The sequence below is a fragment of the Micromonospora sp. NPDC000668 genome, assembly GCF_042897975.1.
In the GTDB taxonomy this organism is placed as follows: domain Bacteria; phylum Actinomycetota; class Actinomycetes; order Mycobacteriales; family Micromonosporaceae; genus Micromonospora.
Window position 1 is genome coordinate 51,733 of the sequence record NZ_JBIAYP010000007.1, and the last position, 12,916, is coordinate 64,648.

Here is a 12,916-nt window from a genome sequence, read left to right on the forward strand (position 1 = left end):
GGTGCGGTGATTATGGCCACACCCACCGACAGTTTCACCAGGGCACACGCCGGGGCCGGGCGCTCAGCCCCGGGCGCGGGGCACGTGCCGCCGGTACGCGCTGACCGTCGGGTCACCGTCGAGCCAGAACCGCCACGGCACGTCGTGCGCCCCGGTCACGCCGACCCGCGGCCCGGCGACCACCGCCTGGGCCGACACCGGACGCTCCGGCGGACGCAACCGGACCGGCCCGTCGCCGAGCAGGTACCCGCCGTACGCCGCCCGGTCGATCCCGAGCGCGGCGCAGAGCCGGGCCGGACCACGGGCCAGGTCCACGTCCCGACGCACCGCCAGTCGACGAGCCCGCGCCGTGGCCAGGCCGTCGACCACCTCCCCGGCGCGCAACAGCACCGCGGCGGCCTCCCCCTCGACCCCGGTGACCACGTTCATGCACCAGTGCATCCCGTAGGTGAAGTAGACGTAGGCGTGCCCGGCCGGCCCGAACATCACCGCGTTGCGCGGGGTGCGCCCCCGATGCGCGTGCGAGGCCGGGTCACCGGCCGTCCCGGCGTACGCCTCGACCTCGGTGATCCGGACGGTGACCCCGCCAGCGTCCAGCCGACAGCCCAGCAGCCCGCGCGCGGCCGGCAGCAGCGGGCCGGCGAGCAGGTCCCCCAGCATCGCCAGGTCGGCGTCGACGGCGCGGTCCTCCGGCAGCAGGTCCATGACCCCGACGGTACCGCCGGTTCTCAGTGAAGATTTCAGTTAGCTGGCCGCCGACCTGCGGAGTGAAATGTCGCCGCACCCCGTGTCACCGAAGATCGTCCCGCTGAGCATTTCAGTGCGCACATAGGCTGACACGCCAGTGACCCGACCCCGGGCGGGGAGCTGCCGGAAAATCTTGGTCACTGCGGTTCACGTTCAGCCCCTCGCGACCCGTCTACCTACCTCCAGAACCGCGCGATGGGCGCCCCCGACCAACTGCTCGCCGACGACGTGCCCGCCTGGCAGGTGGACCTCGCGGGCAGGCGGTGGACCGTCGTGGGCCTGCGACAACGACAGCGTGCGACTGCTCGCCGCGGTTCTGGGCGAGGTGGACGTGCAGGCCGGTGGGATTGAATCCTGGGCGCCCGCCGGACATGGGTGGTCGAGGCGGCCACCCCCGATGCCGCGTACGCCGCTGCGTACGCGCAGTGGGCCGCCGAGCGCAGCGACGATTGGTGACCTCCGCCCGTCTTGTTCGGGTGGGCGACCCCCGGTCCTCTAACGTCCGGCCTATTCGTCGCCGACGAGGTGCCCGCAGCGGCATACGTTGGGATCATCGAAGACCGGTCGGATCGTATGAGAAGGTCTCACTTACGAGGTGTTCCTTCTGGGCAGTGGGTTGTTGACGTCGTAATCGACATCCTCCCTGCTCAGGAGCGGCATTCTCGTTGTACGCCATGCCACCGCAGCGGTCAGCACCGGTGGATCAGGGCTCAGCTACCGAGAATTCCGAAGAGCCCGGCGCCGGCTGAATGCCGATGGTTCCCAGTAGCGCGAGTTTGCTCTCGGACTCGCTGCCAGGTTCGGCGGTGTACATCATGATCCGCAGGTCATGGCGTTGGGTGCTAAGAATGTCGCAATCCAAGTCAAGGGTCCCGACCTCCGAATGAACAACCCTTCTGATGGTCGGGCCGTGTTCGTCGATCTCATGACGCAACCAGAGTCCGCGAAACTGCGTGCTTGTCTCGTTCAGCCGTGCGACGAGCTGTTGTAGCTGGGGATCGTCGGGGTAACGCCCCGCACTGCGGCGCAGGTCGGCGACCAGGGAGGCGTCGAGGGTTTCGGCGCTCCCGGGGCCGTGCAGGTGGCAGTCGGAAGGGCCGGTGAAGTGCAGCCACAACAGGTTGCGGTCAGCTTCGCGCACCGGGGAGGGGTCACCTGGCAACGCCGCCCATACGGAATTCCAGAGCAGGAGGTTCCACATCGCGTCGAAGACGGCCACGGGGCGGTCGCTGGCGCGCTCCACCAGTCGGCGAATACTCGCGGGCACTATCTGGCTAATTCGTCCACCGCCGGTGGCGTGCCCGGCAAGACGGAACAAGTGTTCCTGTTCGGTGTCGCTGAGCTGCAACGCCCGGGCGATCGAGACACACACCTGCATTGAAGGTGCGGAGGAGCGTCCCTGCTCCAGGCGCACGATGTAGTCGGCGGACACAGACGCCAGCACGGCGAGCTCTTCGCGGCGCAGACCTTTGGTCCGCCGGGAGGCGGTCGCCGGCATACCTGCCATCTGCGGTGAGAGACGTTCCCGCCACACCCGCAGAATCGCTGCCAGCTCTCCTGATGCACTCATCAAGTCCATTGTCGCAGTCGACGGATGGAAGCGACTGGTACTCCTGCTCACAGGATGTTCCGCCCCTGGTCCCAGCCGAACGAGCGCCCTACGTTCGTGGAGCATGACCACCAGGTCGAACTGCCGGTCCCCGAGGGCCGAGATCCAAGACCGGGCCCGCACTCCTTGGCGGAAACCCCGCGGGCGAGGCGCTCAGCAGGTCCGTGCTGGACACAGTCTGAAGAGCAACGTCATCGCTTCCGACTGCACCAACTGGTTCGGGGAGAGCGGATCAAACCTGGTTGTCATGTGTGCATCCCACTACCAGAAGGAACCCAATCGTGATTGCCGTCACCGGAGCCGCAGGCCAGCTCGGACACCAGGTCATCAACCACCTGCTCCTCCAGGGAGTACCCGCCGGTCAGATTGTTGCCGTCGACCTAGAATCCGCCAAGGCAGCAGCGTTGGCCACCCTGGGAGTTGATGTCCGATTCGCGGACTACGACCAGCCCGAGACCCTGCTACCAGCCTTCGCGGGCGCTGACAAGGTTCTGCTGGTGTCCGCTCCCACAGGTCCAGATGCCACGCGTATTCGGCAGCACCAGGCGGTGATCGACGCGGCAATCGAGTCCGGAGTAGGCATCCTCGCCTACACATCAGTGACTCACGCCCCCACCAACACCATGGGATTGGCACCCGTCCACCGGGTCACCGAGCAGGCCATCGCCGCATCCGGACTGCCCGCTGTCATCCTGCGGAACGGCTGGTACGCCGAGAATCACACGGCCGCACTCCGCAATGCCATCAGTAGCGGCACCCTCGTCGGCAGCGCGGGCAATGGCCGGATGGCCGCGGCAAGCCGAGCGGACCTTGCCGAAGCCGCAGCCATCATCTTGACCCGCGACGATCAGGCCGGGCAGGTCTATGACCTCACCGGCGATACCGCCTGGACCCTTTCCGAACTCGCAGCCGAGGCTGCAGCGCAGTCGGGCACACCGCTCACCTACGCCGACCTTCCAGCCGAGCAGTACCGACAGGTCCTGCAGCAGGCAGGATTGCCCGAACCCGTGGTAGAGCTCATCGTCGACGCTGATGTCGCGATCTCTCACGGCACCTTGGACTACATCACGAGCGACTTGTCCACCCTCTTGGGGCGACCCACCACTCCCATGTCCTCCAACGTCGCATCGGCTCTGCAGGCCTAGCCGCTCTTCGGAGTTCTCGGACGGTGAACATCTCGGAATTGAGGGCTTTGCTGGCCAGGTGCGCGACTCGGACCTCCGCCAGGCCGTCGCGGCTACCCCCGGGGAGTTCTGGAGCTCGCGCGAGCAATTCACGCAGGCACCGCCGGTAGACAGCCCAGGCAGTCCGCCAGTGCGGTGTGTTGTTTACCATCTGGTTCGCAACCAGGTCCTCGCCCGTGGGGCCGGCGTCGATGATGGGGTTCTCGGCGGCCAGGTCATCGACGTAGCCCGTGAGATGGATGGGTAGTGCGAACGCCGCGGCCACGAGTGGCCGGACGTTCTCGTTTTCGGGCGGCGTCGTGCCTTCTCGTTCGCAATGCACGAGCGCGAGCTTCGGATGACGATGAAGTTCTGCGTCGCGCGGAGGCCCGTGCTCGCTGGAGGGTTCAGCGTCATGCCGACGTACTGGCCCAGTTCGAGCACGGTCGGTCGCCAACCCAGAGGCTCGTGCGCGAGTCGCCGGAGCACGGTGTCACGTGACGCTCTCTGGGACCCGCAGCGACGACACCATCGATCCGTGCCGTCGTCGGGTTCGACGACGCGGCAGGCAAGCACCGCGCGCTCGGGTTCGAGGCGTTGGCCGATCACTTCGAGGCCGAGCTCGTCGAGTCGGCAGAACGTGGTCAGGTCGGGCAGGCGAAGCCCGCAGGACGGATAGCGTCAGGCACGTCGAGGTCTTCCGGATGGTGAGCGTGAGAACTTCCATCCTCGGGAGACCTCGACGTCTATCCCGGGACGCCACGCCAACGCCCGCTACACCCTCAACTGTGAAGAGCCCCTTCACCTCTACTAATCGGCGCCTTCGCGTAGAAACAGGAGAGGCAACGGAGTGGTCTGCGTCACTCGTCCTGATGAACGGAAGGGGCGGGCGCCCGGCCAGTCCCGGGCTGGTTAGAGCAGCGGGTCCGGCTCAGCGGCGGTCACCTCGGCAGCCCGGGGCGGCCGGCCGGCAAGAGTACGACCGCATCCCGCACGGGGCGGCGTCTCGCCAACCCGGTGCGGTTAGTTAGCTGCCCGCCCAAGTGGCACTGGCTAAGCGAACGCCAGGTGATATGTGGCACGACGCGGCTTTCAGTGCGGTTCCGTGGATCAGTTGACTCTCCCCCGTGGGAGAGGGGAGGTTGGTGGTCGTGGGAGCGCGGAGCTGAGTATCGGGGAGTTCGCGAAGATGACGTTTCTGAGCGTCAAGCAGCTGCGCAACTATCACGAAATGGGGCTACTCGAACCCGCAGTGGTCGATTCGGTATCGGGATACCGCTACGACGACGTGTCGCAGGTCGCGACCGCACGGGTCATTCACCCGCTGCTGGTGACGACGCTACTCGGCGTCGGTCCCGGCGCCCGTCGATCGGCTACGCCGCGCTGGCGCTTCTGCACAAGCCTCGATGAGGTGTCGGATCCTCTTGACGCTCCCATCGCTTCGCGTCAAGGCAAGAGTTCGCGCGGCAGGATCTGACGGCCGACCGGCGTGCTGTCGAGTCAACGGAACGCGCTTATTTACGGGTCGCTGGTGCTTCGCGGCCGAGGCGGGCCCGGGCTCGGGCCATACGAATGGCGGCGGTCAAGGCCGTGATGTCGTAGGCGCCGTAGTGGCGACGGCCGTTGATGAAGAACGTCGGGGTGCCGGACACTCCGCTGTTGTCGGCCGAGTCGATGTCGCTTTCGATGCGGCCGGCGTGGGCCTGGCTTATCAGATCGTCGTGGAAGCGTTTCTGATCCAGACCGAGATCGCCGGCGTATTTGATTAGATCAGTGATGTTCAGCTTGTCCTGGTGTTCGAGCAGCAGGTCGTGCATCTGCCAGAACTTGCCCTGAGCGGCCGCTGCTTCGGCGGCCTCGGCTGCTAGCCGGGCTTGCGGGTGCACGTCTGACAGAGGCAGGTGACGCCACACGAAACGCAGGTCGGCGTGGCCCAGCAACTGCCGGACGACTGGCTCGGCCTTCCCGCAGTACGGGCACTGGAAGTCGCCGTACTGCACCAGCGTTACCGACGCACCGGCTGGGCCGCGGACGTGGTCCTGCTTCTCGTCGACTCCTGGGATGAGGTCGATCAGCTCCGTCATGTCGCCGAAGAGCGCCCGGGTGCGCTTGTCCCTGGGCAACATGTTGGTGATGCGGAACGCGTTCCAGGTCAGCGCTGAGGATACGATCGCGGCGCTGAGCACCCCGACTTTGGCCTCGGCCAGTTGGTCGCCGGTGAAGGCCAGGCTGGCGATCAGCAGCGACACCGTGAAGCTGACACCGGCGATCGTGCCGCTGCCGAGCACGCCCGCCCAGCCCACGGCCGGACGGATGCGGCCGTGTGAGATCCAGGTGAGCCCGGCCGAGGTGCCGATCACGGCGAGCGGCTTGCCGACGACATACCCGAGCAGCACGCCCCAGGTGACAGGCGACGTGAACGCCTGGGCCAGGAACGGACCGTCGATGCTGATGCCAGCGTTGGCCAGGCCGAACAGCGGCACGATGACGTAGCTGGACCAAGGGTGGTAGATGCGCTGAAGGCGGTCGTTGGGCGACAGCGTATTCGCGAGGCCGATCGAAGCCGTACGCGCGAGCGTGGGCGTCGGCTGCTCACGGAACGACCGGAACAGCCCGCTGACCTGCTCGAGCTCAGCTCGGCCGGGAGAGTAGGCGAACGCGGTCAACCCGATGGCCAGTCCGGTCACCACCGGGTCGACTCCGCTGACCAGCAGCGCGCCCCACATCACGATGGCGACCGGCACGTACGCCGAGCCACGTCGGACGCCGGCTGCGCGGATGGCCAGCATGACCGCGAACGCCGCTACGGCCACCACGATTGGCATCATCTTGATGTCGTCGCTGTAGACCAGGGCGATGACGATGAGTGCGATCAAGTCGTCGACCACGAACACGGTGAGCAGGAAGATCCGGACCCGGTCGGGCACGCCCCGGCCGAGCAGTGCCAGCAGGCCCAACGCGAGGGCGGTGTCGGTCGACATAGCCACGCCCCAGCCATGCGCGCCCGGCCCGCCGTGGTTGATCACCAGGAAGATCAGCACCGGGATCAGCATGCCGATCACGCCGGCCACGCTGGGCAGCACGAAACGTCGCCGGTCGCGGAGGTCGCCGAGGTCGAACTCGCGCCGCGCCTCAAGGCCGACGACCAGGAAGAACAGAGTCATCAAGCCGCTGTTGATCCAGGTGTGCAGGTCGCGGGAGAGCTCGAGGTGCCCGAGGCGCAGGGACAGTTGGGTGCGCCAGACGGCTTCGTAGGAGCCGAGGTCGATGTTGGCCCAGAGCAGTGCGGCGACGATGGCGGCCACGAGCACGCGGGCGCTGCCGGACTCAGTTCGCAGAAAGGCTCGCAGCGGTGCCGCTAGATTCCGCTTCGAAATCGTTCGGTCGCTCATCTTGGTTTCGGTCACACGTCACCTTCCGACGCGCTGGCCGGGCCAGCATGGATAGCTAGATCACGTGCCGCAAATGCGGGCACGCGACCTCTCGGTTCAGTACTGATCGCGCTGCCCCAGCTGTGGCCGACTGCGCAGAGAGCGACGAGGCCCGCCGATGCCCTGCAGGATGCGGGCGACTATCAGTGAGTTCATGGTCGGGACGACCGCGCACATGATCGACGCGATGGTGAACCCGGCGATACCCACGAGGAGGATTCGCCTGTGGCCGTAGCGGTCGCCGAGCACGCCGGCCAGCAGGATCAGCGCGGCCAGGCCGCGACCTGGATCAGCTCGCTGTCGCAGCTCAGCGCGTCAACGTCGAGCTCGGCATGTCCATCGCCTTCCTCGACGAGGCACTGCAACGCTCGCTCGAACCCGGCGCACCGTCCACCGTGGCCCGGCCGATCACTGCGAGCCATGCGCGACGCCGGCCTCACCCCATTGTGTTCGTCGCGCCGATCCTGCCCGAACTGACAGACAGCACCGAGCAGATCGACGAGTTGATCGGCACCCTGGCCGACGCAGGGGCAGGCAACTTCTCCCGACACCGCTGTACCTGATGCGCGGCGTCACAGACCTGTTCTTCGCCTGGCTGCGCCGCCAGTATCCCGAACTGCTCTCCACGTACGCCGACCTCTACGCGCACGGCTCGTGCACGGCCCGTCATTACCGCGACCTCGTCCGGGCACGCGTGAACCAGGCATTGCAGCGCCACGGGCTGCCGATCCCCGACGACACGACCTCCGACGAGTTCGCCCTGCTCGGCAGACGCTCCACCGTCACCGAGCCGACCGCACCGACTCAGTCCTGAGCTGCCGGCACGAGTCACCGGCCATCCGCCAGGACCAGGACCTGCGCCGCATGCAAGGCGCCGCATCGCGTTCAAGCTGTCGCGGTCAACGGAAACACTGTCGCCGCCTGGGGCGGAACGACAACCGGTTGCTGCTCGGCCGTGATCGCCGAGCAGCAAGCGGCCTGATTTCAGCGCGGCCCGACGAACTCTGTCCTCACGCTCCATGCGAACTGAATCAGCAGGGTCACTGGGGACTTCTCGGCAATGTCATGCATCACCTTCAAGTCGTCGGGGTCAGGTTCTTCACTCAGCGTGATCGTGCGCTGCAGGTAACGCTCTGCGCCTTCCTGGTCGGGTTCGTGGTAGTCGATCTCGACGGTGATGTCACCGGCGGTGTCGTACTTATAGTCGACATACTGCCGCAGCGTCTGAGCAGTGCACGACGCGAGCGCCATCAACAGGTACTCCGTCGGCGTCGGGCCTTCGCCGAGTGCGCCGTTGTGCGGTTCATCGGCGACGAATGTGAAGCCGCGGGTGGTCATGTCCGTGCGCCGGCGCTCAGTGGCCGGAAGGACAGCTCGGGCGGATGCGACGACACGATCCCGATCGGTTTCCATCAGCCGTGCCTTCCTGTAGATCCTGGTAGTGACGGTCCAGATACGCGGGTCCAGCAGCAGCCGAGCCGCAGTCTGAGCGGGGGCTGTGGCCGGGCGTATAACCCCGTGACCGGGTACCTCCGCAGGCTAGCCTTCGCGGACTAGATAGTCCAGTTGATCGCTCGTGGCCAGAACCGCTCGGCCCTCGTGAACCATCACGTCACTGTGTCTAAGCTGCACTAAGAGGCGGTTAGGACCAAGACGCCCCAGCTGAACTCGCTCAAGGCCAAACCCAGAGATGGACTCATCGGTCCGTTAAGGCTAGGGTATGCCGTCGTTCACGCATCAGGGCGGGCGATCGTCGTCGCCTCCCGCGACTCGGGCGGACTCAAATCCGGACGACATGAGTGACATCGATGCTCGGTGATCCACAGTCGCACTACGAGGCGATCCAACGACGCGAGGAACGACTCGATGGCAGCTTTCTCACCGCGCCGCTGCGGCGAGTAGAGCGACAGCTTCGCGGACGTAGCGCCAGGCGGTGGCGACGCCGATGCCGAACCCGGCTGCGAGGCGGGCGTAGGTGTCGCCGTTGCGCAGATGGGCGAGGGTGAGTAGGGCTTGCCGGGCGGGGTCCAGGCGCCGCCACCGGGATCGACGCTGCTGGCGGTGGTTACGGAGGCTCGCCCTCATCGATCTCCGGGCTGCTCGCACCCGCCGTGACCAGCCTGATCACGATGAAAAGGGCTCAATTAACGGGTCGGCTCGCCGGACGGCTCCAAGAGGAACGATCTGATGTTTTCCAGCGCCATGTCCAGAGCAACTTCCATGGGTGCGACGTTGTGCGCGGCGTTCGCCAGCAAGTAGCCGCCTTGCAAAGCTGCCATCAACCCCGTGGCCAACTTCTCCGGGTCGGCGTCCTGGCGCAGTGCACCGCTGTCCCGCATCCGGTGCAGACCATCACTGATCAGCTTTTCCCATGCCGCAAACGTCTCCGACAGCATCGATCGAGCCTGCTCATCCTGATCGGACAGCTCGACAGCCATCGACCCAAGGCCGCACCCGTATTTGCCGTTGTTCAGCGAGTTGGCCTGGACCAGCGCGTTACGCCACCGGACCAGCCCCGAGAACGATCTCAGTCGTTCGAGCCCTCCGCGCTCGCGCTGAAGCACAAGCGCGCCTCGATATTTGACCAACGCGCGCACGAGCTCCTGCTTGTCGGCGAAGTGGCGGTAGAGCTGAGACTTGCTCGTCTGGCTGGCCTCGCGGACGTCGTCAAGGGTCGTCGCGTTCACTCCGCGCACGAACATTAGCCGGTTCGCCGCCTCGAGGATCCGCTCTCGCGTCGCGATGCCCCGTTGACTGATCCTCCGCTGATTCGTCGGCGCAGCCAGTTGCTCGTCGCTCATCGGTCAAGTGTATCCAGCGCGCCAGATAGCCCATGGAGAATGGGACCTTGGAGTCCATCCGGCGTCATGTCGCATTCGCGTGATGGTGAAGAACGAACGTATGCGCCGACGGCTTGATTGAACGGGTGTCCGTCCGCGAGATCATCGATAGGGCGGGTCTCTTCCTGGACTGCTTGGTCCTCGCTGTGGCAAGTTGCTGCTGCTCAGGAGTTGCTCGGTCGATGCATCGTGAGCGGCGCGCCGGAGGTCAGCGCGTGTCAACCTCTTTGACCTGCGTCTGCACGTCACACGCATCACCCGCAGCTGATCCTGGCTGCGGCCATGAAACAACAAGAGGGAATCACTGTCGCGTGTCCCGCTCCCGGCAGACGAAGACATCCCTGGCCGGCGCGCAGACCCGGGGTCCGCGCGCCGGAGGTGTCAGGCCGCCGCCCGCTTCGGGAGCTTCCACCCGGGGCGGGGGAAGTGGCAGGTGTAACCGTTGGGGTAGGTCTGCAGGTAGTTCTGGTGCTCGGGCTCAGCCTCCCAGAAGTCGCCCGCCGGGGTCACCTCGGTGACGACCTTGCCGGGCCACAGGCCCGAGGCGTCGACGTCGGCGATCGTGTCCTCGGCGACCCGCTTCTGCTCGTCGCTGGCGTAGAAGATCGCCGAGCGGTAGCTGATGCCGATGTCGTTGCCCTGGCGGTTCTTCGTCGAGGGGTCGTGCACCTGGAAGAAGAACTCGAGCAGCGCGCGGAAGTTGGTCTTCTCGGTGTCGTAGACGACCTCGATGGACTCCGCGTGGGTGCCGTGGTCGCGGTAGGTGGCGTTCGGGACGTCGCCACCGCTGTAGCCGACGCGCGTGGACACGACGCCGGGCTGGCGGCGGAACAACTCCTCCATGCCCCAGAAGCAGCCGCCAGCGAGGATCGCCTTTTCGGTGGTCACGTCGTCTCCCTACTTGTCGTCGGTGTCAGTTTTGGTGTCACTCCTGAACAGGGTGCGGTATTCGCCGTACCCTGCGTTCTCCAGGTGGTCGAGGTGGATGAACCGCAACGACGCGGAGTTGATGCAGTAGCGCAGTCCACCCTTGTCGGGGGGACCGTCGTTGAAGACGTGGCCGAGGTGGCTGTCCCCGTGCCGCGAGCGGGCCTCAGTCCGGATCATCCCGTGGCTGGAGTCTTCGCGCTCGACGACGTTCGTCCTGGCGACCGGCTTCGTGAAGCTCGGCCAGCCGGAGTTGCTGTCGTACTTGTCGACCGATGCGAACAGCGGCTCGCCGGACACGACGTCGACGTAGATGCCGGGCTCGTGGTTGTCCCAGTAGGCGTTGGCGAACGCGCGCTCGGTGCCGTCCTGCTGGGTCACGCGGTACTGCTCCGGGTCGAGCCGCGAAACGGCCTCCGGGTTCTTATGGTACTGGGTCTGCTGGCGCAAAGCTCTCCCTTCCCGGCCTTTCGGCGTGAAGCTGAGGAACCAGGCGAAACGCACCTGGACGCGCGAATGTACAGACACCCTACGGACCGGTTGTATTCCCGCAGCCCTCACCTTTTGTGGACCATAGAGTCCGGACAGAATGCCCGGGCGGGGCCGATTGGGTGCCGTCGTTACGGTGGTTGACCTGGGACACTTCGCCGTCACAGTAGCATCCGCTTGACCCCAAGAGTGGACTTGACCGACCAGTTCTACCGCGACTAGGTTCGGGGCGTCCGGCTGTGTGCCTCCGCTAGCGACGAACGGTCCGACTTGCCCACCGGCGCCGAGTTCTACGGACGTCGCGCCACTCCCGGGGAACCGGTTGCTGCCAAACACAAATCGCCATTCAGTGGGTAAGGAACAACTGTCATGAGTGAGAGTTTCGAGGGCCGTAAGGCCGTGGTCGTCGGCGGCAGCAGCGGCATGGGCCTCGCCACGGCCCACCAAGTCGTCGCCGGGGGCGGCACCGGCGTGATCACGGGCCGAGACCAGGACAAGGTCGGGGCCGCGGTCGGCGCCTTGTCGCAGAACGGAAAGGCATGGGGCATCACAGCCGAGCTGACCGACCGCGACCAGGTCGACACGAAACGCCGGGATCGCGCCAGCGGGGCCTCGACCCCGGCGCCGTCCTACCGACGACTTCGCTGTCGCGCTCGTTCCTCGACACCCTCGCGCCACAACCGCTACCGATCAGCGTGGTAAGACGCCGAGGCGAGCGCCGCTAATGCTGTTAAACGAAATTTGCTCCTCGTGACCGTGCAAACGAGGACTGGATAAAAGGAGGTACCAGATGAAGGCGATTGTGGTGACGGACGAGGCTGCGGGAACGGCCGGGATGACGCTGGTGGAGCGGCCCGAGCCGGAACCGGCGCTGAACGACGTCGTCGTTCAGGTTCATGCGTCGGGATTCGTCCCGACTGAGATGGCGTGGCCCTCGACCTGGACCGATCGCCTCGGCCGTGACCGGACGCCGTCGATCCCTGGGCACGAGCTGGCCGGAGTGGTCACCGCTCTCGGCTATGGCACGACGGGACTGTCTGTGGGACAGCGGGTGTTCGGCCTCACGGACTGGACTCGCGACGGCACCTTGGCGGAGTATGTGGCCGTCGAGGCGCGTAACCTCGCGCCGCTGCCCGCCGACGTCGACTTCACGGTGGGCGCGAGCCTGCCGATCTCGGGCCTGACCGCGTGGCAGGGACTGTTCGAGCACGGCCGCCTTCAGGCGGGGCAGAGCGTCCTCGTGCACGGCGCGGCCGGCGCAGTCGGTTCGATGGTGACGCAGCTCGCACATGAGTTCGGCGCCTACGTCATCGGCACCGGACGCGCTGCCGACCGTCAGACCGCGCTCGACTTCGGCGCGCAGGAGTTCGTCGACCTCAGCAACGACGCCCTGGAAGACGTCGGCGGAGTCGATCTGGTTTTCGATGTCATCGGCGGTGACATCGGGAAGCGGTCCGCAGGCCTGATTCGAGCCGGAGGAACGCTGGTGTCTGTCGTCGGGCCGCCCGAGGCGCGGCCCGCGGACGGACTAGCGGTCGATTTCGTCGTCGTGTCCGATCGCGCCCAACTGGGCGAGATCGTCCGGCGGGTGCGGGACGGACGACTGCGGACGAACATCGGCAACGTCGCGACCCTCGACGACGCCGTCGCCGCCTTCAACCCGACCGAGCGGATCAAGGGAAAGACGATCATCCGCGTTCGCTCGTAAGG

14 protein-coding genes and 2 pseudogenes are annotated in these 12,916 nt (G+C 66.3%); 6 read left to right on the forward strand and 10 right to left on the reverse strand.

Annotated features, from left to right (window positions below; genetic code table 11):
- Positions 1–63: 63 nt before the first annotated feature.
- Together ACFY29_RS30350 and ACFY29_RS30355 are read right to left on the reverse strand one after the other, a co-directional pair.
- Positions 64–705, reverse strand: a complete 642-nt coding sequence (locus tag ACFY29_RS30350; protein WP_386991650.1) for a DNA-3-methyladenine glycosylase — start codon at positions 703–705, stop codon at positions 64–66.
- A gap of 745 nt (positions 706–1,450) precedes the next feature.
- Positions 1,451–2,317 carry a helix-turn-helix transcriptional regulator gene (locus ACFY29_RS30355; protein WP_386991652.1) on the reverse strand — a complete coding sequence of 289 codons (867 nt, stop codon included), beginning with the start codon at positions 2,315–2,317 and terminating at the stop codon, positions 1,451–1,453.
- 320 nt (positions 2,318–2,637) lie between these two features.
- Here ACFY29_RS30355 and ACFY29_RS30360 point away from each other — a divergent pair, with 320 nt between their 5' ends.
- A complete protein-coding gene (locus ACFY29_RS30360; RefSeq protein ID WP_386991654.1) occupies positions 2,638–3,501 on the forward strand; it encodes an SDR family oxidoreductase in 864 nt (287 codons plus the stop codon).
- 456 nt (positions 3,502–3,957) lie between these two features.
- Here ACFY29_RS30360 and ACFY29_RS30365 read toward each other — a convergent pair.
- Positions 3,958–4,208, reverse strand: a pseudogene (locus ACFY29_RS30365) (ISL3 family transposase); the annotation flags it as partial.
- A 416-nt stretch (positions 4,209–4,624) separates the two neighbouring features.
- Between ACFY29_RS30365 and ACFY29_RS30370 the strand changes: the two are divergent.
- On the forward strand, positions 4,625–4,996 hold the full coding sequence (locus ACFY29_RS30370) for a MerR family DNA-binding transcriptional regulator (RefSeq protein WP_386991656.1): 372 nt from the start codon (positions 4,625–4,627) through the stop codon (positions 4,994–4,996).
- 37 nt (positions 4,997–5,033) lie between these two features.
- Here ACFY29_RS30370 and nhaA read toward each other — a convergent pair whose 3' ends face one another.
- Positions 5,034–6,911, reverse strand: a complete 1,878-nt coding sequence (nhaA, locus tag ACFY29_RS30375) for a Na+/H+ antiporter NhaA (RefSeq protein WP_386992019.1) — start codon at positions 6,909–6,911, stop codon at positions 5,034–5,036.
- A 96-nt stretch (positions 6,912–7,007) separates the two neighbouring features.
- Complete coding sequence (locus tag ACFY29_RS30380; protein WP_386992021.1) at positions 7,008–7,256, reverse strand: MFS transporter; 249 nt, start codon at positions 7,254–7,256, stop codon at positions 7,008–7,010.
- A 26-nt stretch (positions 7,257–7,282) separates the two neighbouring features.
- Between ACFY29_RS30380 and ACFY29_RS30385 the strand changes: the two genes are divergently transcribed.
- Together ACFY29_RS30385 and ACFY29_RS30390 are read left to right on the forward strand one after the other, a co-directional pair.
- Positions 7,283–7,513, forward strand: a complete 231-nt coding sequence (locus ACFY29_RS30385) for a hypothetical protein (protein ID WP_328414184.1) — start codon at positions 7,283–7,285, stop codon at positions 7,511–7,513.
- Positions 7,513–7,764: a hypothetical protein gene (locus tag ACFY29_RS30390; RefSeq protein WP_386991658.1), complete on the forward strand. Its 252-nt coding sequence runs from the start codon at positions 7,513–7,515 to the stop codon at positions 7,762–7,764. Before ACFY29_RS30385 ends, ACFY29_RS30390 begins: the two co-directional genes overlap by 1 nt.
- 170 nt (positions 7,765–7,934) lie before the next feature.
- Here the strand turns inward: ACFY29_RS30390 and ACFY29_RS30395 are convergent, their stop codons facing one another.
- The 5 genes and pseudogenes from ACFY29_RS30395 to msrB form a co-directional block, all read right to left on the reverse strand.
- Positions 7,935–8,363 (reverse strand): OsmC family protein, encoded by a 429-nt coding sequence (locus ACFY29_RS30395; protein WP_328414182.1) that lies wholly within the window; start codon positions 8,361–8,363, stop codon positions 7,935–7,937.
- Positions 8,364–8,834: 471 nt separating this feature from the next.
- A pseudogene (locus tag ACFY29_RS30400) lies at positions 8,835–9,035 on the reverse strand (transposase family protein); the annotation flags it as partial.
- Between the two features lie 59 nt (positions 9,036–9,094).
- A complete protein-coding gene (locus ACFY29_RS30405; protein WP_328414180.1) occupies positions 9,095–9,751 on the reverse strand; it encodes a TetR/AcrR family transcriptional regulator in 657 nt (218 codons plus the stop codon).
- A gap of 420 nt (positions 9,752–10,171) precedes the next feature.
- Positions 10,172–10,678 carry a peptide-methionine (S)-S-oxide reductase MsrA gene (gene msrA / locus ACFY29_RS30410; protein WP_386991660.1) on the reverse strand — a complete coding sequence of 169 codons (507 nt, stop codon included), beginning with the start codon at positions 10,676–10,678 and terminating at the stop codon, positions 10,172–10,174.
- A gap of 9 nt (positions 10,679–10,687) precedes the next feature.
- On the reverse strand, positions 10,688–11,167 hold the full coding sequence (gene msrB / locus ACFY29_RS30415) for a peptide-methionine (R)-S-oxide reductase MsrB (RefSeq protein WP_386992023.1): 480 nt from the start codon (positions 11,165–11,167) through the stop codon (positions 10,688–10,690).
- 408 nt (positions 11,168–11,575) lie between these two features.
- Between msrB and ACFY29_RS30420 the strand changes: the two genes are divergently transcribed.
- Both ACFY29_RS30420 and ACFY29_RS30425 read left to right on the forward strand, forming a co-directional pair.
- Complete coding sequence (locus ACFY29_RS30420; protein ID WP_386991662.1) at positions 11,576–11,908, forward strand: SDR family NAD(P)-dependent oxidoreductase; 333 nt, start codon at positions 11,576–11,578, stop codon at positions 11,906–11,908.
- Positions 11,909–11,996: 88 nt separating this feature from the next.
- The gene (locus ACFY29_RS30425) at positions 11,997–12,914 is read left to right on the forward strand and encodes an NADP-dependent oxidoreductase (protein ID WP_386991664.1); all 918 of its coding nucleotides are present in this window, start codon (positions 11,997–11,999) and stop codon (positions 12,912–12,914) included.
- The last annotated feature ends 2 nt before the right edge of the window (positions 12,915–12,916 follow it).

Bases quoted from the DNA above. Each gene is read 5' to 3' on its own strand.
- ACFY29_RS30395 (WP_328414182.1), bottom strand. From the start codon at position 8,363: ATGGAAACCGATCGGGATCGTGTCGTCGCATCCGCCCGAGCTGTCCTT.
- ACFY29_RS30425 (WP_386991664.1), top strand. From the start codon at position 11,997: ATGAAGGCGATTGTGGTGACGGACGAGGCTGCGGGAACGGCCGGGATG.
- ACFY29_RS30350 (WP_386991650.1), bottom strand. From the start codon at position 705: ATGGACCTGCTGCCGGAGGACCGCGCCGTCGACGCCGACCTGGCGATG.
- ACFY29_RS30355 (WP_386991652.1), bottom strand. From the start codon at position 2,317: ATGAGTGCATCAGGAGAGCTGGCAGCGATTCTGCGGGTGTGGCGGGAA.
- ACFY29_RS30385 (WP_328414184.1), top strand. From the start codon at position 7,283: ATGTCCATCGCCTTCCTCGACGAGGCACTGCAACGCTCGCTCGAACCC.
- nhaA (WP_386992019.1), bottom strand. From the start codon at position 6,911: ATGAGCGACCGAACGATTTCGAAGCGGAATCTAGCGGCACCGCTGCGA.
- ACFY29_RS30390 (WP_386991658.1), top strand. From the start codon at position 7,513: ATGCGCGGCGTCACAGACCTGTTCTTCGCCTGGCTGCGCCGCCAGTAT.
- ACFY29_RS30405 (WP_328414180.1), bottom strand. From the start codon at position 9,751: ATGAGCGACGAGCAACTGGCTGCGCCGACGAATCAGCGGAGGATCAGT.
- ACFY29_RS30420 (WP_386991662.1), top strand. From the start codon at position 11,576: ATGAGTGAGAGTTTCGAGGGCCGTAAGGCCGTGGTCGTCGGCGGCAGC.